We start from the raw sequence: 26993 nt of genomic DNA on the forward strand, positions 1-26993 counted from the left end.
ATAATTGGAGTTTATTATGTTCAAGAACCTGACTTTTCTCTTGCTGTTATTTCTTCACTCACTAATGACGTCTGCAGGCGGTCACAAAGAAATACTGCCTATTGTAAAAATCGACATTGACCCACAAGTAGAAGCCGAAGTCACCGCCGTTATTCATGAAACTGCAAAGCGCTGGAGTTCCCAGCAGTTTTCTTCAGTGCTTGAGTTATGGGATCCCAATGAACCCTACCCAACTTATTTGGGCGAAGAGCAAGCACAATGGTTTGTCGGTTGGGATCGTTTAAAAGCTTATTTGGATCCCGCCAGGCCTAACCCCGCAGTTGAGGCTATTCGTCAGGAAATGTTTGACGTGCAAGTGAAACAAATAGCACCTGATTTGGCGATTGCGTTTTTCTACATGCACTTTGAAATGAAAATAATTAAAGCCAAGCCCTTTGGCGAGGATATTCGCGCCAGTGCGGTTTTAAGAAAAACTGATAAGGGCTGGAAATACATTCACTGGGCCAAATCGCCCAAAAACCCGAAAGTCTATATAGAAGATTTGTTCGAGCAAGATGTTGAGCCCGGCTGGGATGAGTTTTATCAGCAAGCGCAAAAAAACAAAAAAGCTTACTGGAAGAAAAAACGGGAACTAAAAAAACAACAGAAATAACGCCATCACTTAGTAGAACCCTGCTCCTTCAGTAACCCGGAGAATAATTGCTTATATACCGGAATTAATGAAGACAGCAGCAGGGGTTCCAAAGCGGGCGGCTCAGGCAAACACTGCTGCTGCTTCAGCGCAATTAATTCTAGCAAGCGGCTAACCAGGGCCTCTGCCTCTTTGGCTGGCGCATCCACATCGGACAGATAAAGATAATCTGAGCTAAACCACTCCGTATAGCACAATCGGTCAGGCACGAGAGGAATACAACCCGCTGCCACCGCTTCCAATACTGACAACCCCTGAAAATCATGCACCGCTGTGGACAAGACTACATCCGCCGCCGCCAAACAACGGCCATACTCTGCAGGTTCCTCAATATAGCCCCAGTGTTTCAGCGCAATTGATTGCTGTTGCTCCAGTAAAGTTTTTAATTCAGCCATCGCTGCAGGTTGCTGCCGGAACTGTTGACCGACAATATGCAAATCCACATTTGCTTGCCGTGAAACCAATAACTTAACCGCCGACAATAACCGATCAGGGCCTTTGTCGTATTCCCATCGGTGATTCCACAGCACCTGTAATCGCTGATTGGGTATACGCTCAGCCAGGGGTGACACTGCACGAATAGGTACCGGTATTATCTGGCTGCGCGCGGTTAATTGCTGAACCAACCCCGCAGGAACTTGATCGGGCATTTTCGCTAACAATTGGCCCGCGCCAATTAAAAAGGTATCGCGATTATAAGCACTGTTAAAAACGATCGTATCGGCAGCCAGCGCGGTGTATATATTCAACATCCTGGGTTCAATCGATGCAAACTGTTGTTCATTCGCCGGGTAGGCGAACTGATTTTCATGGAAATAGACAATAGTCGGTATAGCTGCCAAGTGCGGGACAAACCCTCGCAACGCAGACAAATCCACCATCGACGTCGCTAACACCAAATCGTACTCACCCTCTAACACCTGGCGCTGACCAAAAGCCCAGGACAAACTATTACCACGCAAGCGCCAACTAAAATATCGCGGCGGCAGTGCCAACACCGTCCACTCTATATCAACAAACGCTGCCATCAATGTTTGGTACCAGCGGCGATGACTTTCGGCATCGTAGGCTGACAGCAACAATATTTTCATCTTTACCCTTCTTAAATAGCACTCTGTTGACGCTCAGAAGTCACTCCTCTAAGCTCAGCGACCAATTTATTCATTCTATATCACAGGACCCCTAGCATGAGCGACTTTGAAACCCTGATCTTCGAGAAAAAAGACGGCGTTGCCAAAATCACCTTAAACCGCCCTGATGCAGCCAATGGTATCAACCTCACGCTAGCGAAAGAGCTGATGGCAGTGGCTAGCGATTGTAATGATGATCATTCAGTGCGTGCTGTGCTCATCACCGGCAATGGCAAATTATTCTGTGCCGGTGGTGATCTGAAAAGTATTGGCGCAGCCGAAGGCTCAATGAGCGGGCTACTGAAAGAAATCACTTTTTATCTGCATGGCGCTCTTAGTCGCCTGGCACGAATGAATGCACCCGTTATTATCGCGGTTAATGGTACTGCAGCAGGTGCAGGTTTCAGTTTAGCGGTTGCGGGTGACTATGTTCTAGCCGCTGAATCAGCAAAATTCACCATGGCTTATACTGCTGCTGGTTTAACACCTGATGGTAGCGCCAGCTACTATCTACCGCGCTTAATTGGTATGCGCAAAACGCAGGATCTGATGCTGACCAATCGTCGACTGACCGCGCAGGAAGCGATGGAATGGGGCGCAATTAATCAAGTCGTTGCCGATGACCAACTGCAAGCGGAAGCTCAGGCTTTAGCTGAAAAATTTGCCAATGGCCCAACCCAGGCGTTTGGCGTAGTCAAAAAATTATTACATTGCACGTTTAATAATGGACTCGAAACCCAGCTCGAACTTGAAGGCGCCGGCATCGCAGCCATGAGTACTTTGGCCGACGGCCAGGAGGGGATCACTGCGTTTTCTGAAAAGCGCGCACCGGTTTTTACTGGTAAGTAACCACTACATTAGCGGTATCCATTCCGGCTGCCGCCATGCTTCCTACTTGTTTGATTCCACCCTAACCTACCCCTTATAGCGTAGGTTTTCTTACCATTTTGTCACTTCAGACCTCTCTAGCCCTCTCCCTGTATGCAAGCGCAAGCAGTTCCTCTAAAGTAGCCTTGATGTTAATTGTTTGCTCAATAAAAAAATAGGGTTAGCCCATGAACAATAACAAAACCGTTAAAACCTTCTGCAAAATATGCTCTGCCTATTGCGGCATTGAAGTCGATGTTGCCGACGAAAAAATTCTCGCTATTCGCGGTGATCAATCCCACCCTATGAGCAAGGGCTATACCTGTGTCAAAGGTCGACAATGGGCGTCCCAATATCATAATGACAATCGCTTATTGAGCGCCCACAGCCGGGCTAGCCGCGATCAGGACTTTAGCCCGCTTGGTAACGAACAGGCGCTGGACGAAATAGCCGACAAACTCAACAACATCATCGACAAACACGGCCCGCGAGCTGTCGCTATTTATCGCGGTAATGGTTTGTCGGTCAGCTCTAATGGCAACCAAGTGGCACAAGCCTGGCTGGCTGGTATCGGTTCAGAAATGGACTTTAGCAGTATGACTCTAGACCAACCGTCTAAAATTATTGCGGTCAGTAGACACGGCGTATGGGGCGGTGGCGCCCACGGTTTTGCTGGCGCCGATGTCTGTATGCTGATTGGTAATAACCCTATTATTTCAGCCTTGAATATGACCGGCGCACCACCGGGCTGGAACCCAACCGCACTCAAGGAAGAAAAAAAACGCGGCCTGAAATTAATTGTGATTGACCCAAGACGCACCGAGACTGCGGAGCATGCGGATATTTATTTGCCTGTTCGGCCGGGTGAGGATGCCGCTCTACTCGCAGGCATGGTACGCATCATTATCGAGGAAGAATTGTACGACAAAGAATTTGTTGATGCCGAAACCGAAGGCTTTACCGGGTTAAAAGCCGCAGTAGAAAGCTATACGCTCGATTACGTCGCCGCCCGCTGTGATTTACCAGCAGATGACATTGCCGCAGCTGCACGATTATTTGCCAACTGCAAAAGAGGTACTGCCAGCTCAGGCACCGGCCCGGACATGGCCAGCTTCCCGCATTTGTCCGAGCATCTAATTCTAGCCCTGAATACTCTATGTGGTCGCTGGAATCGGCAAGGCGATCCGGTATCAGCACCCAATTTATTACTACCCAATATTGCCCCTCCCGCGCAAACGTTGCCCGCAGAATTTTTACCCGCCATGTTAAACCCGGCAATGGATACCAAAACTTCGCGCATTCGGGGTATCAAGCAAGTCTTTCAGGAAATGCCCACGCCCGTTGCCGCTGAAGAAATTTTGCTGCCCGGAGAAGGTCAGGTAAAAGCACTGATTGTGATTGGTGGCAACCCGGTTATGTCATGGCCAGATCAACAGAAAACACTGCAAGCATTAGCCGCTTTGGATTTATTAGTGTGTATTGATATTGGACATACAGCCACCACCAAACACGCAGACTATTTACTCCCCGCTGCGCATGCATTTGAACGCGATGGCCTAGCCGAATTTACCGACCGCCTTTATGACAAACCGTTTGGCCAATACAGTAAGCCAGTGCTCAAACCGCAAGGTAACGTACAAGAAGAGTGGCGATACCTGGCCGGTTTAGCGAAGCGATTGGGTACTAAAATTGAGCTCGCCGGCGGCCCAATTGATGTTGATAATGCGCAATTAGAAACGATTGATATTCTGGAACTCATGTTTCCTAACGATTTAGTCAAGGTGACGATCAGAGAACTGGCCAAACACGAAGGCGGTAAACTCTATGAAGAGTTTGCGAACATCAAAGTGGCAGCACCTTATGAGGGGATGGACGCTAAATTAAAGCTATTGCCAGCAGAAGTTGCGCAGGACTTAATCGACCTGTACGCCACTCCAACCTACGCTGAAGGTCAATATGGTAGCGATGGTAGCTATACCCACTTGCTGACGGTACGGCGAGTAAAGCATGTTTATAATTCCTCCTGTCATGACTTCCCGAAAAACCCGCCGGGCAACCCAGCCTACCTGCACCCGGATGATATCAGCGCGCTGGGGCTCAGCAGCGGCCAGATGGTCAAGCTTCAATCAGAAACTGCAGATATTAAAGTCTTGCTTGAAGCCGATAGCTCCTTGCGCCGAGGGATTGTGTCTATGTCTCACTGCTTTGGTGGCGACCCAACCGGTGTTGAAGATATTGCGCAATTTGGAGCCAGTGCCAGCAAACTTGTTGCCGTGGACAAAGATTTTGACCCGCTTATGGGGATGCCGAAAATGACGGGTTTTCCGGTAAAACTAGCCGCGCTTTAAACCTGACGCGCTAGTACTGACCCGCCTTGGAATCACAACCACGCAGCGGGGTAAAATGACGATCCTGTCATAAGCAGCGCCTGCGAATTCACTCAGCTTTATCATCGTGCTAGCCTTGCCGCGCAATGCGTAAACCGGTTTACTCACAAGGCTAACACTCATGACAGCAAGCAACGCCCAGTGGCTATTAAGACGCCGCCCTCAAGGTATGGTCACACTCGACGACTTTGAATATAAAGAATCCCCTATGCCCAGTGCAGACTTAGCGGCTGGCGATGTGCTGGTTAAAAACCTGTACCTCAGTTTTGATCCTGCTATGCGCGGCTGGATGGATGATGCTCCCAGTTATTTACCCCCTGTTGCCATTGGTGAACCGATGCGCGCCAGTGCCGTGGGCCAAGTTATTGCTTCAGAAAATACAGCAATGCCAGTGGGTTCATTAGTCCAGGGCATGTTTGGCTGGCAACAATATGCTGTCTCTAAAAGCAGCGATTTATTTCCGGCGATGGCACTGCCAGAAGGCACACCGCCTACCATGCCGCTATCCATTTTTGGCGGCACCAGCCTCACCGCCTACTTTGGTTTACTGGACGTGGGACAATTGCAAGCGGGTGATACCGTACTGGTATCCGGCGCCGCTGGCGCAACAGGCTCAGCCGCCGCGCAAATGGCGAAATTAAAAAACTGTACGGTCATAGGTATCGCTGGCGGTGAAGAAAAATGCCAGTGGTTGCGCGACGAATGCAAACTGGATGCGGTTATTGATTACAAGAGTGAAAACATCGAACAGCGCATCGGTGAAATTTGTCGGCAACTGGACTGCGAGGGTATCAATGTTTTTTATGACAATGTCGGCGGCGACACCCTGGAAGCCGGCATCGAACATATGGCCAAAAAAGGTCGCATCGTGCTGTGCGGACAAATCTCAGCTTACAATGATGAACAGCCACAACCCGGCCCGAAAAATCTGATGAAATTAGTCGTCAACAGCATCCGCATGGAAGGTTTTGTGATGATTGATTTTATGGATCGTATCGATGAAGCGATGAACGACATTGTGACCTGGGTGCTGGAAGGAAAAATTGCCTATCGAGAAGATATCCAGGAAGGGTTCGATAATATCCCCGCGACCTTTTTCCGTTTATTTGCTGGTCAGAATACCGGCAAGCAATTACTGAAAATCGCCGATCCCGAATAACGTTTTTAACAAGTATAAATAACGAGTAAAAAACATGAAAACATTTAACAACAAAGTCGCTGTTATTACCGGTGCTGCCAGCGGTATCGGTTTAGGCCTGGCACGCCATGCCGCCAAACTGGGCATGAAGTTGGTTATTGTCGATATTGAAGAGCTACCACTTACTAACGCCCAGCGCGAACTTGAAGCATTAGGGGTAGAAGTACTCGCCATGAAAACCGATGTTTCCGATGCTGAGCAAATGGACCAGCTGGCTAACGAAACCATTAAGCGGTTTGGCACAGTCCATCTGCTATTTAATAATGCCGGGGTTGGTGGCGGCGGTGCTATTTGGGAATTGGATACCGATTATTGGGAATGGGTACTGGGAGTTAATCTTTGGGGGGTTATTCATGGCATTCGCACCTTTACCAAACACATGGTGGCACAAAAGGAAGGCCATATTATCAATACAGCGTCTATCGCCGGTTTGATGTCTGCACCGAGCACAGGACCTTATACTGTATCCAAACACGCTGTGGTCGGTTTATCCGAAACATTATTTGGCGACCTTAGGAATGCCGAAGCCAATGTTGGCGTCTCTGTACTTTGCCCGGCCTTTGTTGATACCAAGATCTATGCTGCCGAGCGCAACCGTCCCATGGATGATGCGCTAAAAAATGATCCCGCCCGCATAGCCGAGCAACAAGCCATTGAAACAATGGCTGCCGACTTTTTCAGCACCACCCTGTCCCCGGAAGCGGTTGCCGAACAGGTATTTAAAGCGATTGTAGAGGGTGACTTTTATATTCTTACTCACCCCAAGGGTTCAAAAGTACAAATCGAAAAACGCATGCACAGTATTTTGCAGAACGGGCACCCCACTGCAACCGGGCCGGAAGATTTCCCGCTGGAATAAATGTCGCCTGCAAGCATGTACTGCAGCGCATTCAACAAGTAGCATATCGCCCTGATATTAGACCGATAACTGTGAGATTCCCGCTGCTGCGGGAATTTACCGCCAAGGAAATTGAGCATGCGCTATTTGCACACCATGGTTCGCGTCAGCAACCTTGAACAATCATTAAATTTTTACTGCAATCAATTAGGTTTGGTTGAAGCCGACCGTTGGGACAATGAAGCTGGTCGCTTTACGCTGGTATTTCTGGTTGCCCCTGAAGATACTGACAGTTTTGATGCTAACAAAGCGCCCGCATTGGAGCTCACCTGGAACTGGGATGAATCAGGTTATACCGGCGGCCGCAACTTCGGCCACCTCGCCTTCAGAGTCGAAAATATTTATGACACCTGCCAAAAATTAATGGATAGCGGCGTTACCATCAACCGCCCTCCTCGCTGTGGCCATATGGCATTTGTAAGATCACCGGATAATATTTCAATTGAGTTACTGCAACAAGATGGCTCACTTGAACCGATGGAGCCCTGGCTGTCTATGCCCAATACGGGTGAATGGTAAGTAAAAAACCACCCCCAAACTTGATTTGCACAAGCCGATAAACCATTGCAACAATCAGCGGGTGACGAAGTAAATAGGCTATTGTTTAAGCGAAATAGTAACGCTAACCGTACGTCATAGAGGGGTGACAATAAATCATCAACCCCTCCACTGCTTTATGTAACTGTCAGACGTCTAGTTGAACTTTTTTCTGTTAAAACGAATAACCCACCGATAATCTAACAGTCCGAGGTTCGATCACGTGATAGTGGATATCTTCCACGGCCTGCGTTTCGCCAGCTAACTGGGATTCATAAAAGTAATCAATATCGTGATCGTTGCTATCGAGCAGGTTTAAGAGGTCAGCTTTAACTGTCCAGTTAGAGAGCTGTCGAGCAATGCGAAGATTAACCACTGTGCTGGAATCTGATTTGACCGAAGCATCTTCAATCAATGGGCGTTCGCCAAAATAGCGTACCCGTAGGCTACCAAACCATCCAGAGGGTAATTCAGCACTGATGCCGGCCTGTATGACGTGCTCAACAGCACCCGGGATGTGGTTGCCTTCGGGAGCATCATCGGTGAATTCTGCATCGGTCCAGGCGTATTCAACATCCAGGGTTAAGGCTTCTGTGAGATTGTAGTAGGCGGTGACTTCAACACCCTGTCGCTCGGACTTCCGGCTGGCCTCGGTATTACCGGCATCACCTACAAAGAGTAGCTCGCTATCCAGGTTTAATTGCCACAGGGCAATGGAGGTGTTGAGTTTTTCCATCCAATAGCCGCGCAGCCCAAGCTCGTAGCCTAATGAGCCCACTAAAGGATCTACACCTGAAACGGAACTACCATCCAAAGGGTCAACCGTAATAGTCGTGCCGCGAGCATCGTTAGAGTGAAAACCCTGGCCTACAGAACCATAAATTTCCCAGGCATTGTCCAGCGTATAAATTAAGCTACCTTTGACTGAGATAATATCGTCGTCAGCGGTTCCACTGTTTGGCTCAAGGTTGACGCCGTAATTGTTGATGCCGATATCACTCGTCACATCGAAGTCATAATAGTCGTAGCGCGCACCCACTATCGAGCGCAGTTTGTCGGTCAACTTAAGCTGATTTTCCCAGTAAATTCCAGCGCTAAATTCATCGGCGGTGTCCTTGCGGATAGTGCCTGTACGTTGTCGCTCAGTCGTGCGATAAAGCCCTACTTCATCGATTTGATCGTAGCGCAATTCGGTACCAATTCGGTTTGTCATCGGTTTTCCAGCGAAGGAACCTTCAAATTGATAGGAGGCCTGGCCACCATAAATCCAGCGTTTGTCGACCTGTTCAAACTGATCGCCATTAATTGGATCATCAAGAAAGTAAGTGAAATTTGACCATAGCTGTAGGTCATATTGTGTGGCATACGCTGATACCTGAAACTGATCTCCTCGCCAGGATGTGCTGAGGCTGTTGCGACTGGATTCACCACCGGCGGTATCGTCTATGGAGCCCAGTTCGTCAATTAAACCATTGCTAACTGCTCGAGTCGGAATTTGGTCGGCGCTATTCCAGCTGTTGTCATAGCCCATCAGGGTAATATCAAACAAGCCTTCATTAACCATTTGGCTGTACTTCAGTAGAAGGTTGGTTTTTTTCAGATCTTCATCGATATCGGTCCACGGGCCATCATATTGATTAACTTCCAGTGCATAGAGTAAATCTCCCTGGTCAATTTTTACACTATCCATCGTTACTAGCCTGCCGTAACCATCTTCACCGAGAGTGACTTCAATCAAACCCTTATCTAACCGGTTGAGTGTTTTGATAGATGCGCTGCCAGCACCGCTAAAGTCGCCAACATCAGCATAGTAAGCGCCTTTTTTATAGGTGATTTTCTCCACCAGTTCGGGAATCAGTGGGTTAAGGTCGGTGTAACCCTGACCGTGTCCGTGGGTGCGCATATTCAAAGGCATACCATCAACAAACGTAGCAAAGTCGGTACCGTGATCCAGATTAAATCCCCGTAGATAATATTGATTAGCCTTGCCAGTGCCACTGTGTTGCGTGACTACCATGCCTGGCACCATTTCCAGCACCTCACCAGTGCGCAATAGCGGTCTTAGTGCAATTTCATGTTGTCCAATGACACCCTGTGAAGCGGAAATAGCATCGCCCACCAGGTTTATTTTTCGGCCCTCAATGAGCATTGTTTCCAGTGTCTGGGCTACAGATGTTTGTGGTAGAGCCAATTGTGCTGATAAAATACCGGCCGTCCAAAGAATGTGCCTATGCTTTACTGATATCGCTTTAAACATTTTTCACCTTTTATTGTCGTGATGAGTGTGGCTTACATGCCATGTGACGGGTTTGACCCATATAGCCTAATCCTGCGTATTTATAGCAACAGTTATCAACATCGATAAGAGGTCGGTTTTAAATTATGAATAAATTGAAGGCGATACCAGGTTGGCTGGGCCTGTTAAAAAAATTCAGTAATACCCCGGCACTGGGCGAGCGTGAGCTATCAGTGCTGGAGGTGTTATGGTCCGGGCCTTCTTGTTCCGCTCAACAGGTGCTGGAAAGCATGCCCGATGCCGGCATTAGCCTTAGCACCGTACAAAGTACGCTGGAACGCTTGCACAGGAAAAAATTACTCAGCCGAACAAAAAACATCAGAACGTATTTTTATCAGCCGTTAATTACTCGAGAACAGATTATCAGCTCACTGCTTAGTGATATCACTCGCGAAATAGCAGGCGGGGATATGGCACCCATGATTTCCGGTTTTAAGGCTTTTATGGGAGAGGAATTACCGCTAAAAGATAGCCCGGTTGATCCTCATGTTGTTGAAGCTGACCGTGATCCTGATGCTTGAGCTATTTCTATCCAGTGGACTTGATCTTATTATTACCTGGCTTGTTGTTACGGTCATCGCTTCTTTTCTAGCGGCAATTATTTACCCTCTATTTAAAAAACTAGTGCGGCTTAATGGTTCGCAGACTCAGCCATCGACTTTATTTGTCTATGGTATTCTTCCCCCCTTGGCGGCCGTATTGGTTGTGGTTATGCTAGCGCATCCCGATTTATCCAGTCGATTAGTTCCAGAGCACTGCCATCCTGATACCTGCGCGCCACATTTACCCGAAATTGTTTTTTCATCCGAGGTCGGGCTGACGTTGGTAACATTAAGCTTATTGACATTATTGGCGATCATTCTTTTAGTTAAATTCAGTTTAAGTAAATCCAACCGACTGTTACAGATGCTTAATAGGCTGTCCGAGAATAGCCCTGATATCAATTATCGCGTGATTGATAGTCCTGAAATGTTAGCTTGGTGTGCCGGTATCTGGCAGCCCAATATTTATCTATCGCGTGGTTTGGTCGAAGCGTTAACCAGGCAGCAATTACAGGTTGTAGTGGTGCATGAATTAATACATATTGCCCGCCGGGACAATTTAAAAAAGTTTATGCTTCGATATACAACACTATTTTGGCTGCCCAAGTTACGCGCGTCTTTTCTATCTGATTTTAGCGAACATACAGAGCAGGCTTGTGAATATATCACCGCCACCAAGTTTAATGACCCAGCCCTAGTTGCCAAGGTGATGCAACGGGTATGTGAAAAAGCAGATAACCACGGTTCCAAAACAGCGGGATTTTTTGAAGAGAAAAAGCTGGCGATAAATCATATGTCACTTTCCTCTAACCATGAAGTGGCACGCATTAATCTTTGGAGCTGGTTGTTTGTTGTTACTTTCTGGATGCTGCAAATAATCTTATTGACCGGCATAACCCATCTTGGTTTTGAGTGGGCAACCGGTTGATGGTCTGCAATACCGACTGCTAAAACATCCCCCTACTTTACCGTGAGTAAACTCACTATAATTTTTCGTTGCCTTTTACATTCCAGCAGGCATCCAAGTTGCTATACCTCCAGCAAACCCGATGGTCTCGATTATCAGCTGTCTACAGGTCAACAAATAACTCCATTAACAATGGTTTGCATGTTGATCGTGCAAACAGCACAATATACTCGCCCCCAGTAGCCAGAGAGTAGCAAGTGATTTTTATAAACCCATATTCCTTCGTCCTGGTAATTATGCGAACGCAGTCTATTCACTTACCCCCAATTAACTTTTAACCTCGGCGATTACGATTGTATGATAGTGCCTATGAAAAAATTCATCCTTGCTGCAAACACCGGGCTACTAGCGTTAACTATAATTTTTTCTCCTCTGCTGTTTGCAGAAGCAACAAACACCATGGCCGCTGTGGCTGAAAAAACCTCGCAGCCAGAATCAAAACAAAGCAATACCCCTACTAAAAAAGCTGTTATTTCAACCGAAAAGCAATCACCATCCAGTAGTCCGGAAGCCGTAAATCAAACCACGCAGGTGACATTAGCCACAAACGATACGCCTAGCCAGACAAACAACACTGAGACCGGACAGCCATTGCTCACTGAAGAGCAGGCAAGCCCCGAAAACCCACCTAGCCATCAAGCAAAAAACATTGATTTAAAAGAAGTCATTGATGCGCCAGCGGCAGTCTTATTTCCAAGCAGCCCCGATGACATTAGCGATGATCTGGTCGAAGACAACAGCAACAGTGCCGAAATGGCTAACGGCCCTAAAGTGGTATTGAGTGCAGAAGCGAAAGCAACCACACCCAATTATGTACGTCACCTGCTTGATGTAGATATTCCACCAGGCACGACCACTCGTGTTAACTGGAGCCCCTCCCGTTCGTTCGCAGGTATAGCAGTAGATACACCGGTGCTGGTAGTTAACGGCGCTATGGACGGTCCTACATTGTGTCTAACGGCAGCGGTACATGGCGACGAGCTAAACGGCATTGAAATGGTACGCCGTATACTCTACAACCTGGATCCCAACCAATTGCACGGCATGGTGGTAGGTGTACCAATTGTAAATTTGCTCGGATTTTCACGAAATTCACGTTACCTCCCCGACCGCCGCGATCTCAACCGTTATTTTCCAGGTAACCCCACCGGATCTGTAGCAGCACGCTTAGCGCATACTTTTTTTAACGATGTAGTTAAACACTGTAATGCACTGGTAGATTTGCACACTGGCTCATTTTATCGCACTAACATTACCCAATTACGCGCCAACTTAAACGTGCCAGCAGTTGCCGAATTCGCTGAATTATTTGGCGATATTCCAGTACTGAATACCGTAGGAAACCACAATTCCTTGCGAGCCGCTGCGGTACGCGCAGGGATTCCCACAGTAACGCTTGAAGCCGGCGAACCCATGCGCATGCAGACCGAAGTGGTTGAAGAAGGCGTGATCGCTATTAAAACATTGCTTGAAAAAAACGGCATGTACCCAAGCTTTAGCTTGTGGGCCAAACCCAGCCCGGCGTTTTATCGCTCTGCTTGGTTGCGTGCCAATGCATCAGGAATTTTATTTAGCAGTGTCGCACTAGGGGAAAATGTCAAAAAAGGCGATATTCTAGGCCAGGTTATCAACCCCATCAGCAATGAAAAAACACCCATTATTTCCCGCTATCAAGGCCGGGTGTTAGGGATGGCGCTGGATCAATTCGTACTGCCAGGTTTTGCCGCTTACCACATTGGCATTCGCGAGCGTGACGCTAAAAAGCTTATCGAAACGCCAACAACAATTATCAATGGACAACTGGATACTGAAGAACCAAATGATCATGACAGCGACTCACTCGATAACATTAACAAACCCGAAAAAAATGGCGTGATTACCAATATAGATGAAGGTTTTGATGATTGAGGGCAATCAGTTTACCAATAACAATTAAGTCATGCTTACTCACAACTTAAATGCTTTGTTGATAAAGTTTTTTCACATACAGCTCCACACTCGCGGACCAATCAAACCGACTTTTTTTCGCCCCCAAGGCGATCTTCTGCCAGACTTTTGGCTTATCATTCAACAACTGTAACGCCCCATCTACACACTGCAGCAATTGGCTGCCCTGCTCAACCAGGTCGTCACCGCTAAAAGTAAAACCATTTTTATTATTCACAATGGTGTTTGCCAGCCCCCCTACCGCATGAGCAATACAGGGCTGTCCTGCGCGCATCGCCAGCATTTGACTAATACCACAGGGCTCAAAAGAGCTCGGCATTAAAAACAAATCGCCCAACTGATAGAGTTGTTCAGATAAACGCTCACCGTAAAGATTTAAAAAAAGAAAATTACTGTAACTGCCTGCCAATTCTAAAAACTCTTTCTCGATTGCAGCATTACCTGTACCCAATATAATTAGCCGGGCATTTTTGGCTGCAAGCCGGTTCAACAACTCAGCCAATAGACACTTCCCTTGATAATCTTGCCGTAATAATAAAACCTTTTGGTCTGTAAGCCGACCAATACTGGTTAATAACGGTCCCGAATGTTGCGCCCAGGTTTCAAGCCGCCGCAAGGCAATATAATCAACTGAACGCAGCTGGCTATACTTACCGATTGATTGCATTACGGCACTCTCTGCGGCGGCACAAAAACCTTCCAGCGATTGAGTATTAGCTGTTTCATCCGGATAATCACAGCCATTAAGAATGCCTACCAAACGCCCCTGCTGCTGCGCGCACTGCAAATCATACTCCAGCCCTCACCACCAAAAAAACCTAGCTCATGATCACTGGCCAGCAGGATTTCTTCCGCATAGCGAGGAGAAACCACATGCACCCGGTCAACCAGATTTAAACCCGCCCGCATAGGATTAATACAATGCCTTGCCGCAGGGTCACAAATTAATTCGCCATCATAGGCAATATGGGGAAACCACGTTTCGAATGCTGACTCATCATGCCGCAACGGGCGAGTACCCTGTAACGCTAAATTATGAATAGTAAAAACGGCATGCAACGATTGCAGCGATTGATAATCCGGATTAAATGCAATTAATACTGCGACTAAAGCTGTGTGCCAATCGTGCAAGTGCAACACATCCGGGCTGGCAATATGTGCTGCCACTAAACACTGGGCAACCCCTGCCGAGAATAAAGCAAATTTGGTCGCATCTGTTGAGAAGGGACGATCAGCAGGGTCATCACAATAAATTTTGCCTGCACCCGCCACTGTAAATAATGGATGTTGCAATAAAAACTGCCTGACACCTGGTTGAGGTGTCAACGGCAGCCACTCATATAACTCAACCGTTTCCAAGTGGCCAGCAAAAGGCACCTGTAAGCTTGTTAGATGTTTAGCCGAATCAAGCAGCCCCGGTAAATCATAGGCTGGCACCAATACGTCTACAGCATGGCCTTGCTTGCACAAAGCCTTAGGCACATCGCGCACAACATCGGCGACCCCCCCCACCTTCATACCAGTTATTGCATCATTTTCAGCGGCAACCATTAATATCCGCATGTTTTATTATTTCCTTAGCAATTTATGCAGCGGCATGTTGTTTTTTCTTTTCCTGTAAATTGGCAATCATTTCTCTGGTTACCAGTACTATGCCTTTTTCAGTAATTCGAAAACCGTTGTCTGCGTCTTGCTTGCCATCATAGCCTATTCGTAAACCATCGGGGATATCTACGCTGCGATCGATTATTGCACGCTTGATATGACAGCGTTGCCCCACTTTAACGCCAGGCAGTAATACCGATTCTTCAATCACGCTGTACTCCCGCACAGTGACCTTGGAGAATAACAATGATTTTCGAATCGATGCCCAGAAATAATACAACCACCCGCAACGGTTGAGTCTACAGCCATACCTCGGCGACCGTCATCATCATTGAATACAAATTTTGCCGGAGCATATTGCTCCTGATACGTCCATATCGGCCAGTTCTCATCGTATAAATCCAGCTCAGGCTCCGGCGATACCAGATCTATATTCGCCTCCCAAAAAGAATCCAAAGTTCCCACATCACGCCAATAGGATTGTCTACCAGCTTCAGGGTCACGAAAAGGAAAGGCCTGGACTTTATGATCTTTAATTATCGACGGAATAATATCATTACCAAAATCGCGACCGGACTCCTCACGCTGCGAATCTACTTTTAACTGCTCGGTTAAAAATTCAGTGTTAAAGATGTAATTACCCATTGATGCCAATGTCATACCTGGCATACCTGGAATTTCATCGGGTTGTTCAGGCTTTTCAACAAAGCGGGTGACGCGGCTATCTTCATCTACTGTCATCACACCGAATCGACCAGCTGCTTCTGCTACCGGTATTTCTATACAACACACAGTCATATCAGCACCTGACTCAACATGTTTTGCCAGCATCGCGCCATAGTCCATACGGTAGACATGATCACCTGACAAAATCATCACATACTTGGGTAAATCATGGCTGATGATATCAATATTTTGAAACACTGCATCAGCAGTACCGGTATACCATTCATCACTATGACGCTGGGACGCAGGCAAAATTTCCACCGACTCGCCTAACTCCCGTTTGAAATGTCCCCATGCACGATTCACATGACGAATCAGCGAATGCGATTTATATTGCGTTGCAATACCAACACGCCGCACGCCTGAGTTAATACAGTTTGATAGCGGAAAATCTATAATACGAAATTTACCGCCAAAATAAACTGCTGGTTTTGCTCGCCACTCCGTTAACTCTTTTAGACGACTACCACGCCCACCCGCCAGAATAATGGCGTAAGTATCTTTGGTCAGATTACTAATATAACGATCCTGAGGTCTAAGCATGGCAATAACTCCGGTCAACATTCATTGACGATTCAATTATAAATTCCAAATATTTTCGCTGTATTCACGAATAGTTCGATCACTGGAAAAAGGACCACTGGCAGCGGTATTAAGGATGCTCATTGACGTCCATTGGCTTTGATCGAGATACACCTGATCAACGCGCTGCTGCGCCTCGATATAACTGGCAAAGTCATACGCTGTCAGCCAAGGGTCTGTGGGACTGCGGATGGCATCAATTATGGGTTGAAAAATACCCGGCTCAAATAAATTAAAATGACCACTTTCAATCAATCGCAGCACTTCCTTTAACTCAGGGTCTGAAGCTATTGTTTGATTCGGTGAGTAGTCTGAGAAAATATCATCGAGCTGCTCGATACGCGCCCCAAAGAGAAAGAAATTTTCCTGACCTACTGCCTCCAGCATTTCAACATTAGCACCATCCAGGGTGCCAATAGTCAAACCTCCATTCATCATAAACTTCATATTACCGGTACCCGATGCTTCCTTACCGGCTGTTGAAATTTGCTCCGACAAATCAGTGCCTGGACAAATTTTCTCCATCGCAGTGACGTTGTAGTTAGGGAAAAATACAACGCGCAAATAGGGCTTCACGGCTGCATCTGCATTAATGGTTGCCGCCACATTGGAAATGAGCTTGATAATGGTTTTAGCCATAAAATAACCGGGCGCAGCTTTACCACCTATCAGCACACAGCGCGGTACCATATTGTCAGTATCACCTAAGCGAATACGCTCATAGCGATGAATGACATGCAGGATGTTGAGTAACTGGCGTTTGTATTCATGAATACGCTTAACCTGCACATCGAATAACATCGCCGGATCAAATTCGACTCCCGTCGCCTCTTTTACCAATAAAGCCAAGCGCTGCTTGTTTTTAAACTTCGCCGCTTGCCACTGCTGCTGAAATTTTTCGTCAGCATGAAAAGGGGCTAATTGATTTATTTTACTAAAGTCAGAGACCCACTCAGTGCCAATTTTTTCACTAATCAGCTGCGTGAGAATTGGATTACAGTGATGCAACCAGCGCCTGGGAGTGACTCCGTTAGTTTTATTATTAAATTTTTCCGGCCACAGTTGATCAAAGTGATTAAATAATCCTTCTCGTAATAATCGGGTATGTAACTCTGCAACACCATTGACAGAAAAGCTGCCGACAATAGCCAGGTGCGCCATACGGACCTGAGGCACATCCCCTTCTTCAATAATTGACATCGCCGCTTGCTTATCAACATCTCCCGGCCACTTCATTGCCACTTGCTGTAAAAAGCGTGCATTAATTTCATAAATTATTTCTAACAAGCGCGGCAACAACTTTGCAAACAACCAAACCGGCCACTTTTCCAAGGCTTCGGGCAGCAAGGTATGATTGGTATAGGCCATTGTGGCGGTAGTGATATTCCATGCAGGCTGCCATGACATACCATACTCATCCATCAGTAAGCGCATCAATTCAGCAACAGCAATACTGGGATGGGTATCGTTTAACTGAAAAACGTGTAGCTCACTGAAATAGGTAAAATCCTCGCCATAACGCTCCACCCATTGCACTAAAATATCCTGCAAGGTTGCTGAGCTTAAAAAATATTGCTGCCGTAAACGTAACTCTTTACCATTTTCACTGCTGTCATTGGGGTATAACACCATAGTGATTTGTTCTGCTAAATTTTTCTGTGCAACCGCTTCACTATAACTACCAGCATTAAATTCTGATAAATTAAATTCATCAGTGGCTTCTGATTTCCATAAGCGCAAGGTGTTGACAATATTGTTTCTAAAGCCGGGCACGGGAATATCATAGGGCACTGCCAGCACATCACGGGTATCTACCCACTGATGATGTTGACGACCGTTTTTATCTTCATACACCTCTACCCGACCAAAAAACTTAATCCGTCGACAATCATCCGGCGCTTTAATTTCCCAGGGATAATCTTCACGTAACCAGTTGTCTGGCTGCTCAATCTGGTGGCCGTTATCAATCGACTGATTGAACATGCCATATTCATAGCGGATACCATAACCCGTCACTGGCAAACCCAGGCTGGCACAACTATCCATAAAACAAGCGGCCAATCGACCTAAACCGCCATTCCCCAAACCCGCGTCATGCTCCGCAGCCTCAACCTCTTCCAGCTCACAACAATATTGCTCTAATGCTTCACGCACCCGGTCTTCCAGATCCAAATTTAACATGGCGTTATTCAACGAACGCCCCATTAAAAATTCCAGCGACATATAAGCCACTTGCCGATGCGACTGACTGCGATGATCATCTCGACTGGCCCGCCAGCGGCCAATCAATTGATCCCGAATACTCAGCACCAGTGCCTGATACAAATAACTTCGGGAAGTCCCAACTTTATCTCTACCCAAGGTGTAATAAAAATGACGCGTCAGGTCATCCTTGAACGTTTCTTCATTGATTGCAGGGCCATCATCCCGTCGAATCACTTCACAAAACGAAGCTTTATCATTCATTCGCTGTACCCTCACTGAAGTTTGCAGTTAACACCCAGGCAGATTGCGCATCTATCGACCAGAGACTGTTGGTTTGGTCTATCGTTTGAACACTGTTTTCGGCTACGGTGGATAAGAGTACCGTCCATTGATTAGCTGTTGGCAATCGTACTGCAACCGTTTCGGTATGCGCATTGAACAAACAAAGTAATTGCTGTGACTGGCCACTATCACACACCCAATAACCTAAAAATAAATTACTGTGGGCAAACCAATCAGCTTTTTGCATAGGCTCCCCCTGCCGATTCAACCAGCTGATACGGTAAGGTGTATTACCTTCATGAATAAAATCAGGATGCCGTAAACCTGGAAATTGCTGCCTAATACTAATCAGCTGACTAATAAAATCTCGTAAATCCGTATGCGGCGCTTGTTGCCCGGTCCAATCCATCCAATTACACTCATTATCCTGACAATAAGCATTATTATTGCCGCCTTGACTATGGCCTATTTCATCGCCACCGCGAATCATCGGTACACCCTGTGACAACATTAATGTCAGCAACAGATTCTTTTGCTGCTTAAGCCTGAGGGCATTGATCGCTGGATCATCGGTTATACCTTCCTCGCCATAATTAGCTGAAAAGTTTTCTGCATGACCATCGCGGTTATCTTCACCATTTTGCAAATTATGTTTCTGCTCATAGCTCACCAGGTCACGCAATGAAAAACCATCGTGGCTGGTAACATAATTAATACTGGAAAATGGACTGCGGCCATTATGTTCAAAAATATCACTGGAGCCATGCACACGGCGAGCAAACTCTGGTAGCAAGCCTAAATCTCCGCGCCAGAATCTGCGTACTACATCGCGATAGCGATCATTCCACTCGCTCCACGGAATTGGAAAAGCTCCCAATTGATAACCACCAGGACCAATATCCCAAGGCTCGGCTATGAGTTTCATTTGACTCAATACCGGGTCTTGCAAAATGGCTTGAAAAAAACCGCTGGTGGTAGAAAACCCCTCGGGCTCACGGCCTAATATTGGCGCTAAATCAAATCGAAAACCGTCAACGCCCATGACTTGTACCCAGTAGCGCAGACTATCCATAACCATTTGCAAGCAACGTGGATGATTTAAATCCAGTGTATTGCCACAACCGGTATCATTGATGTAATAACGCGGCTGCTGTGATTGCAATCGGTAATAGCTGAGATTATCGATGCCGCGCCAACTTAATAACGGCCCCAATCGATCAGCTTCGGCAGTATGGTTATAAACCACATCGATAATCACCTCGATGTGGTGCCGATGAAAACTGGCCACCATTTGTTGAAACTCACTAATTTCACCCGTTGCTAAATAGTCACCATGGGGAGTAAAAAAATTAAGCGTGTTATATCCCCAGTAATTACTTAAACCTTTTTCCTCTAGCCCCGCTTCGCTAATAAATTGCTGTACCGGCAGCAATTCCAGAGTGGTCACTCCTAATTGCTTTAAATGATCAATAAATGCCGGTTGACAGAGACCGGCAAACGTACCGCGTAACGCATCGGGAATATCCGGGTGTAAGCGGGTTGCACCTTTTACATGGCATTCATAAATAACCGTTTCTGACCAGGGAATCTCCGGCCTTAGTGCTTGATACGGTGTCATTGCAACCACTTCGGCTTTAGGAATAAAGGCCGCGTTGTCCTGTCTGTTTTCAAAATTATCTTCTTCCCGATGACCTATCAAATAGGGAAACTGTTCAGCAGACCACTTAAAATCACCCACCAGTTTTTTAGCATAAGGATCAATTAATAATTTTTGGCTGATATAGCGCAAACCCTGGGACGGTTGATAAGCACCGACAACGCGATAGCCATACACCTGCCCAGGCCGACAATGTTGTAGATAACCATGCCAAATCTGATTGCTGCGGGCAGGTAATTCAAACCTGGCAATTTCTTTAAGCCCTGCTGAATCAAATAAACACAGTTCAATTTTTTCAGCATGGGCAGAAAACAATGCAAAATTAACCCCGTGCTGATCGGGCGTGCTACCTAAAGGAAAAGGACGACCTGCGCTCAGTTTAAAAGCAGACATCAACACGCTCCCCAAGCAAACATCACCGTTGCTAACGGCGCCAGTTCAATATTAATACTGCAGGGCAAACCATGGCTGGCCAGTGGCTCACTGGTCACTTGCTCCACAACGGCACTACCCGAGCCGCCATAACATTGTTTATCACTATTAAATACTTGGCGATAACTGCCTTCAAATTCAACACCCAAGCGAAAGCCCGAATACGTCGCAGGCGTCATATTGACTACCACCACTACCGCGCGCTGCTTATCCTTACTATAACGAATAAAACTGAACACACTTTGATTGGCATTGCCGCTATCTATCCAGCGAAAACCTTGCTGATCACAATCCAGCTGATACAAAGCAGGTTCAGCTCGATAAAGCTGATTTAAATCCTTGACCAATTGTTGCAAACCCTGATGATGGCTTTCGCCAAGCAAATGCCAGTCAAGACTCTGGTCGTGATTCCATTCACTCCACTGACCAAATTCACAACCCATGAATAATAATTTTTTGCCGGGGTGTGCCCACATAAATCCATAATAGGCACGTAGGTTGGCAAATTTTTGCCAGTCATCCCCGGGCATTTTATTAAGCATTGAACCCTTACCGTGCACGACCTCATCATGACTGATCGGTAAAATATAATTTTCACTGAATGCATACACCATCGAAAACGTTAATTGGTGGTGGTGATGGCTGCGATACAGCGGATCACGCTGCATGTAGGATAGGCTGTCGTTCATCCAGCCCATATTCCATTTATAACCGAAGCCCAAACCGCCCTGATCCACATAAGCAGTGACACCTGGCCAGGCGGTAGATTCTTCAGCCACCATCATCACACCGGGATGTGAGTGATAGCATTTAGCATTGACCGATTGCAGCAAGGAAATAGCATCAAGATTTTCACGACCACCGTGCTGATTAGGCAACCATTCTCCTTCCTTACGGCTATAGTCCAGATATAACATCGACGCGACCGCATCGACGCGCAGGCCATCCAAACCACATTCATCCAACCAGTAGTTAGCGCTGGATAATAAAAAGCTACGGACTTCATTGCGACCATAATTATAAATATGGGTATTCCAGTCAGGATGAAAACCCAAACGAGTATCCGCATGCTCATATAAATGGCTGCCATCAAAGCGCGCCAACCCATACGCATCGGAGGGGAAATGCCCCGGCACCCAATCCAGTAACACGCCAATTCCAGCTTGATGAAATTGCGCTACCAGGAAAGCAAAATCGTTAGCATCGCCAAAGCGTGAAGTCGGTGTAAATAACCCTACCGGCTGATAACCCCAGGAGCCATCAAAGGGATATTCAGACAGGGGCATGAATTGCACATGGGTAAAACCCATGTCTGCCACGTATGGCACCAACTCCTCCGCCATCTGCCGATAACTCAGATAGCTGTGTGGATCGACGCTATTACGCCGCCATGATCCCGCATGCACCTCATAAATTGAAATTGGTTGATCCACTTGATTGATTTGGTCACGGCGCGCTAACCATTTTTGATCAACGGTTGGTGATTGCGATTTAAATAATATTGCCGCCGTTTGCGGTGGACGCTGCATTGCTGCTGCAAACGGATCCGCCTTTTCCATCCGTTCACCGGTAATACTGACGATAGAAAATTTATAACACTGCCCCGCTTGTAGTGCTGGAATAAATAATTCCCACAAACCCGACGCGGGATGTTTGCGCATAATATGGCAGCAAGGATCCCAATGATTAAAATCCCCAACCACAGAGACACAGCGTGCATTGGGAGCCCAAAGACAAAACCGTACCCCATCCACAGTTTGCTGCTGAGTAAACTGAGCCCCCAAATGGCGATAAGCCTGCTGCAAATTCCCTTCATTGAATAAATAAACAGCGGCCTCATCCAACCCGGATAGAAAGCGATAAGGATCAACAAGCTCTACACTCGTACTTTCATATTCAATATGTAACAGGTATTCAGCATCAAAGTCTTTTGCAGAAATGCTAGCGATAAATAATGCGGAATCTGCAACACGCTCAGCGTTGACAACGCCGTTTACCGACGTCACGCTAACGCGTACAGCTGAGGGTAAATAGCAGCGCACTTGATATTCACCCTGCGCATTTAAATGTGGGCCAAGAAAGCTGAACACATCCTCAAAACACGCTTGTTCTAACGCCGCAAGAGAAGCTTGATAAGGCATAGGTATCATTTCCGTTGACGGATTAGGTGTCAGCATGGGCTTTGCCGCGCTTGTTGTAAACTAGCCCAAAAAACCTGATCGGATAATAGCTCAGGTAGGGTGAGAGATAGTCGACGACGCCAGTTAGGATATTGTTTATCCGTGCCAGGAATATTTACAGGCGCAGGCTCGGCATCCAGATCCTCCAACTGCACTGCAAACAAACTTACCGGTGACCCAGCCAACTTTACTGCCAGTTGTTTAAATAGTTGCTGTGCTGACTGCGGCTCACTCACTACTGCCTGACTGTGATCAGCAGCGCCCAGCCAGCGCAACAAAGCGTCTTTATCGCGCTTGCGTTGTTGCAAGGCAGCTTGATAATCCTGTTCATCAGTAAATAAATTCAGCGTTTGCCGCAAGCGTAAATCATCAGTTTGCCACCAACAGGCAAACGGTGGTACATCATGGTTAGCTATCATCATTAAGGCGCGGGGGGTTATATGTGATAACGGCCTAAACTCACCCTGATGATCCTGTTCAAAATAAAATAATAGATTCGAGTAAAGTTGCCCGGCAGCCATGCCTTCTTTTACTTGTTCTGGAACGATACCCAAATCCTCTCCAATCACCACACAGCGATTGAGTACACTTTCCAATTTTAAAATTTCCATTAATTCGGCAAATGGATAATAAACATAGCATCCATTGACTTCACCATCGGCCGCTGTGCCACTCGTTGGCTGATTTTCCAAACACCACCACAAGCGCAATAAACCCATGACATGATCAATTCGTAAGGCACCGCAATCACGCATATTAGATGCGACTAACTGCATAAAATGCTGGTAGTTATCCGCTTTAAGTTGCAGCGGATCAATTGGCGGCAAGCCCCAATTTTGACCCTGCGGGCCTAGCGGGTCAGGCGGAGCACCAATACTGGCACTGGTCACAAACAGTGCAGCATGACGCGCGACTTCACTGCCATCGCCAGTGCAGCCTACAGCAAGATCACGTATCAAACCCAGCTGCATCCCACTGGCTATTGCTGACGCCTGTACATGCGCTAATTGTTGATGCGCTATCCATTGCAAATAAAACGTAAACTCCGGCATGTTATCCGTAGCCGCCATTGCGCCTGGCAGGCACTGACTCAACCAATCCGCGTGAGTGCTTAAGCGCGCGTGATGCAGGTCACAAAAAGTATTAAATTCTGATTCCCGAACAGAGCCGGAGCCTAACTCCTGCGCACAAAAATGTTCAAACATCAGGCCAAACAATGCATATTTAAGCTTCACAACTGCACTGTAATCAATCCAGTCGGCGCTGCGTAGCTGCTTTAACTGCTGCTTAAAAGCTTGCGTCTTTAGATGAGCGTTTACAGCAGCACTAGCAGTAAAATCGACTACATCATCAGGAAAAATATACACCGGATTCAATAAAAACCGATCACTGGGGCTGTAGGGACTAGCCCGTTCCGGCTCATGCGGAAACAGTGCATGCAGTGGATTAAGCATCACAAAATTAGCGCCGGCACTGCCCGCTCTGCGTACCAACTCGGTCAAATCCCGAAAATCACCAATGCCATAATTGTCATCGCTTCGCACACTATAAAGCTGCGTTGAAAGCCCCCAAAATCGCTGGTCCAAGTAGGGGTTATAAGCTTGATCCGGGCTAACAATCAGTAAAGCTTCAGCAGATTCACCATTCACTTCAATGCGGTAACGATAATAAGCTGGCGCTAACGCATTGAGCGACCAACTGCGCTCAATATAAAGCTCTGAGCCAATTTGATAACGCCCGGTTTCTTGCTGCAAGCTCGCGTCAACTTCACCCTTGACCACCAGATCATCGCCAGCAAATATTGACCAGTGCACCATTGCCGGTTGCTGGGACTGAGCTAAGCGGATTAGTAACTTTGGTGCTGAAGCCCTGACAAATACCGTGGCAGGTAATAAATCCTGCCAGGGTTTGGCATCCAGTAAGAAATTACTATTAGCTATAGCAGCAGCATCTTTGATGTCATGACCACAAGCGGCTAGCACTGACTTACGGGTTGAGTCAGCTATCCGACATAAGTTGCCACTATAGTCACGGTAATCAAGCGCAACGCCTTGCAAATACATCAATTGCTCAATTGCAGTCATCGCTGCTTAGCCTCTAGGTTTACCTGGCAACCTGCGTATAAACAACACTGTTGTCAGTGCCAAAATTATTAGGTATATACGCATCGGCCTGATAATCATTTTCCCACTCACTGTCATTTAATAAGTAGCGAAAATAAAAAACTTCGTCTTTTGGTAATTTAACTTTTGCCCTGAACACTTTATCCTTTCGGCTAAAGCTCATATCCAATGGCTGCCAGTCATTAAAATCGGCTACCAAACTAACGGATTCAATATCTGCTCTTGAAAATTCAAACGTCACTTCAGTTTGATCTTTGGACTTGATAAATTTCTTTTTCAACATGAGGCTGCTCCCGGACTAATGTAATGATATATAAATGAACCTATTGCCATTTTTAGAGCACGACTTCTGAATCATACTGAGTGGATCACGAATTGGGCAGATCCGCCAAGCACTATATCGGGGCACAGCAACAGCATTTCGCTACAAAAAAGAGCTAAAATATGCAGCCACCTTATTTCACGTGACTCATTAATGAACACAGCAAAAGTAGAGCCATGTTTCAGTATTACACTGAAATAATTTTTCCCACAGCCACTCTTAGCCATCGACATCTAAAGCATGAAGAGCAATAGTCGCATTGCTTAAAGGTAAGTTATTGATTTTTTATATAAACGTTAGAATAGCAGTGCGCTGGCAACCATTTCGCAACCGGGACTGCCAACAATAAGCTAGCTGGATGAACAGCCTGACTGAAATTATTGATATCGACAAAAGGATCTATCAACTAGAGTAAGTAGCTGCCATTTTTCCCTGCTTCTTTTACCCGGTACATTGCCGAGTCAGCAAGATTCAATAACACTTCTGCGGTTAACTCAGCTTCGTGTTTAACGTCAGGAAAACACACCACACCAACCGAGCAAGTAAGCTCTAGCGTTTGTTGCTCAATTACCATTGGCTCAGTGCAATGCTGCAATAGGTGATCAGCTATTTGTTGAGCATGGGTTTCATCCACACTTGCTAGCAAGATACAGAATTCATCACCTCCCAGTCGGGCCGCCGTATCCGACGAGCGTACAATGCTAGTGAGGCGATCAGAAAATTCGACCAATAAAGCGTCACCGACTTTATGCCCATATTGATCATTAATGATTTTAAAGTTATCCAAATCGATATACAGCAACGCCCATCGCACCTCTATTCTTCCGGCTAAGGCGATCGCCTGATCGATACGGTCTACCAATACCGACCGGCCCCACAAACCGGTTAGGGCATCGTGATGCGCAAGATGCATAAGCTTGGAGAAAATAAAATTATTATTGACGGCGTAACGAATAGCCCTTTCAAGGTTACTCGCACTGAGTTCAGACTTAGGTAAATAATCTATACAGCCAGCATAGATAGCCTGTTGATCAACATCAATAGAGTTTTGTTGGGAGACTAAAATAATTGGAAAATCAATTTCTTTTGAACCCAGCATCCCAAACAAAGCCAGGCCTTGCTGGTTACCCATATTGTAATCCAGCAAGGCGACATCATAATCATGCATCAAGATAAGCTCTTCAGCACGCTCAAGGCTAATCGCATGATCAACCGTGTATTGGGTATAATCAACTCGCAATAAATAACGTTTGAGAATTTCGATATCCTGCTCATTGTCATCAATAATCAACACTCGCAAATGCGCATGCAAGGTAGCTCGAATACCATTGGGCCTGAAAATCGAGGGCTGCTTTTTACTTAATTTATTATCAAAGTCTGTCATTTACTTTTTGCTACCTCATTAAAGTAACGGTCAAA

At 46.5% G+C, this 26993-nt stretch carries 21 protein-coding genes; 9 read left to right on the forward strand and 12 right to left on the reverse strand.

Annotation, left to right across the window (positions count from 1 at the left end; translation table 11 throughout):
- Positions 1-16 precede the first annotated feature (16 nt).
- Entirely contained in the window at positions 17-652 is a 636-nt protein-coding gene (locus tag UNITIG_RS04865; protein WP_101757382.1) for a nuclear transport factor 2 family protein, read from the forward strand.
- Positions 653-657: 5 nt separating this feature from the next.
- On the opposite strand, the gene UNITIG_RS04870 is transcribed toward UNITIG_RS04865, so the two are convergent.
- On the reverse strand, positions 658-1782 hold the full coding sequence (locus tag UNITIG_RS04870) for a DUF3524 domain-containing protein (protein WP_101757383.1): 1125 nt from the start codon (positions 1780-1782) through the stop codon (positions 658-660).
- Positions 1783-1878: 96 nt separating this feature from the next.
- Here UNITIG_RS04870 and UNITIG_RS04875 point away from each other — a divergent pair, with 96 nt between their 5' ends.
- From UNITIG_RS04875 to UNITIG_RS04895, 5 genes are all read left to right on the forward strand, one after another.
- The gene (locus UNITIG_RS04875) at positions 1879-2670 is read left to right on the forward strand and encodes an enoyl-CoA hydratase/isomerase family protein (protein WP_101757384.1); all 792 of its coding nucleotides are present in this window, start codon (positions 1879-1881) and stop codon (positions 2668-2670) included.
- 206 nt (positions 2671-2876) lie between these two features.
- Entirely contained in the window at positions 2877-5036 is a 2160-nt protein-coding gene (locus tag UNITIG_RS04880; protein ID WP_101757385.1) for a molybdopterin-dependent oxidoreductase, read from the forward strand.
- Between the two features lie 160 nt (positions 5037-5196).
- Positions 5197-6234, forward strand: a complete 1038-nt coding sequence (locus UNITIG_RS04885) for an NADP-dependent oxidoreductase (RefSeq protein ID WP_101757386.1) — start codon at positions 5197-5199, stop codon at positions 6232-6234.
- A gap of 34 nt (positions 6235-6268) precedes the next feature.
- The gene (locus UNITIG_RS04890) at positions 6269-7132 is read left to right on the forward strand and encodes an SDR family NAD(P)-dependent oxidoreductase (RefSeq protein WP_101757387.1); all 864 of its coding nucleotides are present in this window, start codon (positions 6269-6271) and stop codon (positions 7130-7132) included.
- 117 nt (positions 7133-7249) lie between these two features.
- A complete protein-coding gene (locus UNITIG_RS04895; RefSeq protein WP_101757388.1) occupies positions 7250-7690 on the forward strand; it encodes a VOC family protein in 441 nt (146 codons plus the stop codon).
- Positions 7691-7883: 193 nt separating this feature from the next.
- On the opposite strand, the gene UNITIG_RS04900 is transcribed toward UNITIG_RS04895, so the two are convergent.
- Positions 7884-9965: a TonB-dependent receptor gene (locus UNITIG_RS04900; RefSeq protein ID WP_101757389.1), complete on the reverse strand. Its 2082-nt coding sequence runs from the start codon at positions 9963-9965 to the stop codon at positions 7884-7886.
- Between the two features lie 125 nt (positions 9966-10090).
- On the opposite strand from UNITIG_RS04900, the gene UNITIG_RS04905 reads away from it, so the two are divergent.
- The 3 genes from UNITIG_RS04905 (at position 10091) to UNITIG_RS04915 (ending at position 13421) form a co-directional block, all read left to right on the forward strand.
- Positions 10091-10525, forward strand: coding sequence for a BlaI/MecI/CopY family transcriptional regulator (locus tag UNITIG_RS04905; protein ID WP_101757390.1), 435 nt, complete (start codon positions 10091-10093; stop codon positions 10523-10525).
- Complete coding sequence (locus UNITIG_RS04910; RefSeq protein WP_101757391.1) at positions 10491-11474, forward strand: M56 family metallopeptidase; 984 nt, start codon at positions 10491-10493, stop codon at positions 11472-11474. Before UNITIG_RS04905 ends, UNITIG_RS04910 begins: the two co-directional genes overlap by 35 nt.
- A 348-nt stretch (positions 11475-11822) precedes the next feature.
- Complete coding sequence (locus UNITIG_RS04915; RefSeq protein WP_235015264.1) at positions 11823-13421, forward strand: succinylglutamate desuccinylase/aspartoacylase family protein; 1599 nt, start codon at positions 11823-11825, stop codon at positions 13419-13421.
- Between the two features lie 46 nt (positions 13422-13467).
- On the opposite strand, the gene UNITIG_RS23415 is transcribed toward UNITIG_RS04915, so the two are convergent.
- The 10 genes from UNITIG_RS23415 to UNITIG_RS04955 form a co-directional block, all read right to left on the reverse strand.
- Positions 13468-14247, reverse strand: a complete 780-nt coding sequence (locus tag UNITIG_RS23415; RefSeq protein WP_200821200.1) for a glycosyltransferase — start codon at positions 14245-14247, stop codon at positions 13468-13470.
- On the reverse strand, positions 14214-15023 hold the full coding sequence (locus UNITIG_RS23420) for a glycogen/starch synthase (RefSeq protein ID WP_200821201.1): 810 nt from the start codon (positions 15021-15023) through the stop codon (positions 14214-14216). Before UNITIG_RS23420 ends, UNITIG_RS23415 begins: the two co-directional genes overlap by 34 nt.
- 22 nt (positions 15024-15045) lie before the next feature.
- A complete protein-coding gene (locus UNITIG_RS24060) occupies positions 15046-15276 on the reverse strand; it encodes a hypothetical protein (protein WP_235015265.1) in 231 nt (76 codons plus the stop codon).
- Positions 15273-16334: a glucose-1-phosphate adenylyltransferase gene (glgC, locus tag UNITIG_RS04925; protein WP_235015266.1), complete on the reverse strand. Its 1062-nt coding sequence runs from the start codon at positions 16332-16334 to the stop codon at positions 15273-15275. The genes UNITIG_RS24060 and glgC overlap by 4 nt, the downstream gene beginning before the upstream one ends.
- A 36-nt stretch (positions 16335-16370) precedes the next feature.
- A complete protein-coding gene (locus UNITIG_RS04930; protein WP_101757392.1) occupies positions 16371-18839 on the reverse strand; it encodes a glycogen/starch/alpha-glucan phosphorylase in 2469 nt (822 codons plus the stop codon).
- Positions 18832-20910: a glycogen debranching protein GlgX gene (glgX, locus tag UNITIG_RS04935; protein WP_101757393.1), complete on the reverse strand. Its 2079-nt coding sequence runs from the start codon at positions 20908-20910 to the stop codon at positions 18832-18834. Before glgX ends, UNITIG_RS04930 begins: the two co-directional genes overlap by 8 nt.
- A complete protein-coding gene (gene glgB / locus UNITIG_RS04940; RefSeq protein ID WP_101757394.1) occupies positions 20910-23126 on the reverse strand; it encodes a 1,4-alpha-glucan branching protein GlgB in 2217 nt (738 codons plus the stop codon). The genes glgX and glgB overlap by 1 nt, the downstream gene beginning before the upstream one ends.
- Positions 23120-25213 (reverse strand): 4-alpha-glucanotransferase, encoded by a 2094-nt coding sequence (gene malQ / locus UNITIG_RS04945; RefSeq protein WP_101757395.1) that lies wholly within the window; start codon positions 25211-25213, stop codon positions 23120-23122. The genes glgB and malQ overlap by 7 nt, the downstream gene beginning before the upstream one ends.
- 19 nt (positions 25214-25232) lie before the next feature.
- On the reverse strand, positions 25233-25535 hold the full coding sequence (locus UNITIG_RS04950; protein ID WP_101757396.1) for an isoamylase early set domain-containing protein: 303 nt from the start codon (positions 25533-25535) through the stop codon (positions 25233-25235).
- 445 nt (positions 25536-25980) lie between these two features.
- Positions 25981-26958, reverse strand: a complete 978-nt coding sequence (locus tag UNITIG_RS04955; protein WP_101757397.1) for a GGDEF domain-containing response regulator — start codon at positions 26956-26958, stop codon at positions 25981-25983.
- Positions 26959-26993 lie beyond the last annotated feature (35 nt).

This window comes from Oceanicoccus sp. KOV_DT_Chl, assembly GCF_900120175.1.
Taxonomy (GTDB): Bacteria; Pseudomonadota; Gammaproteobacteria; order Pseudomonadales; family Dasaniaceae; genus Oceanicoccus.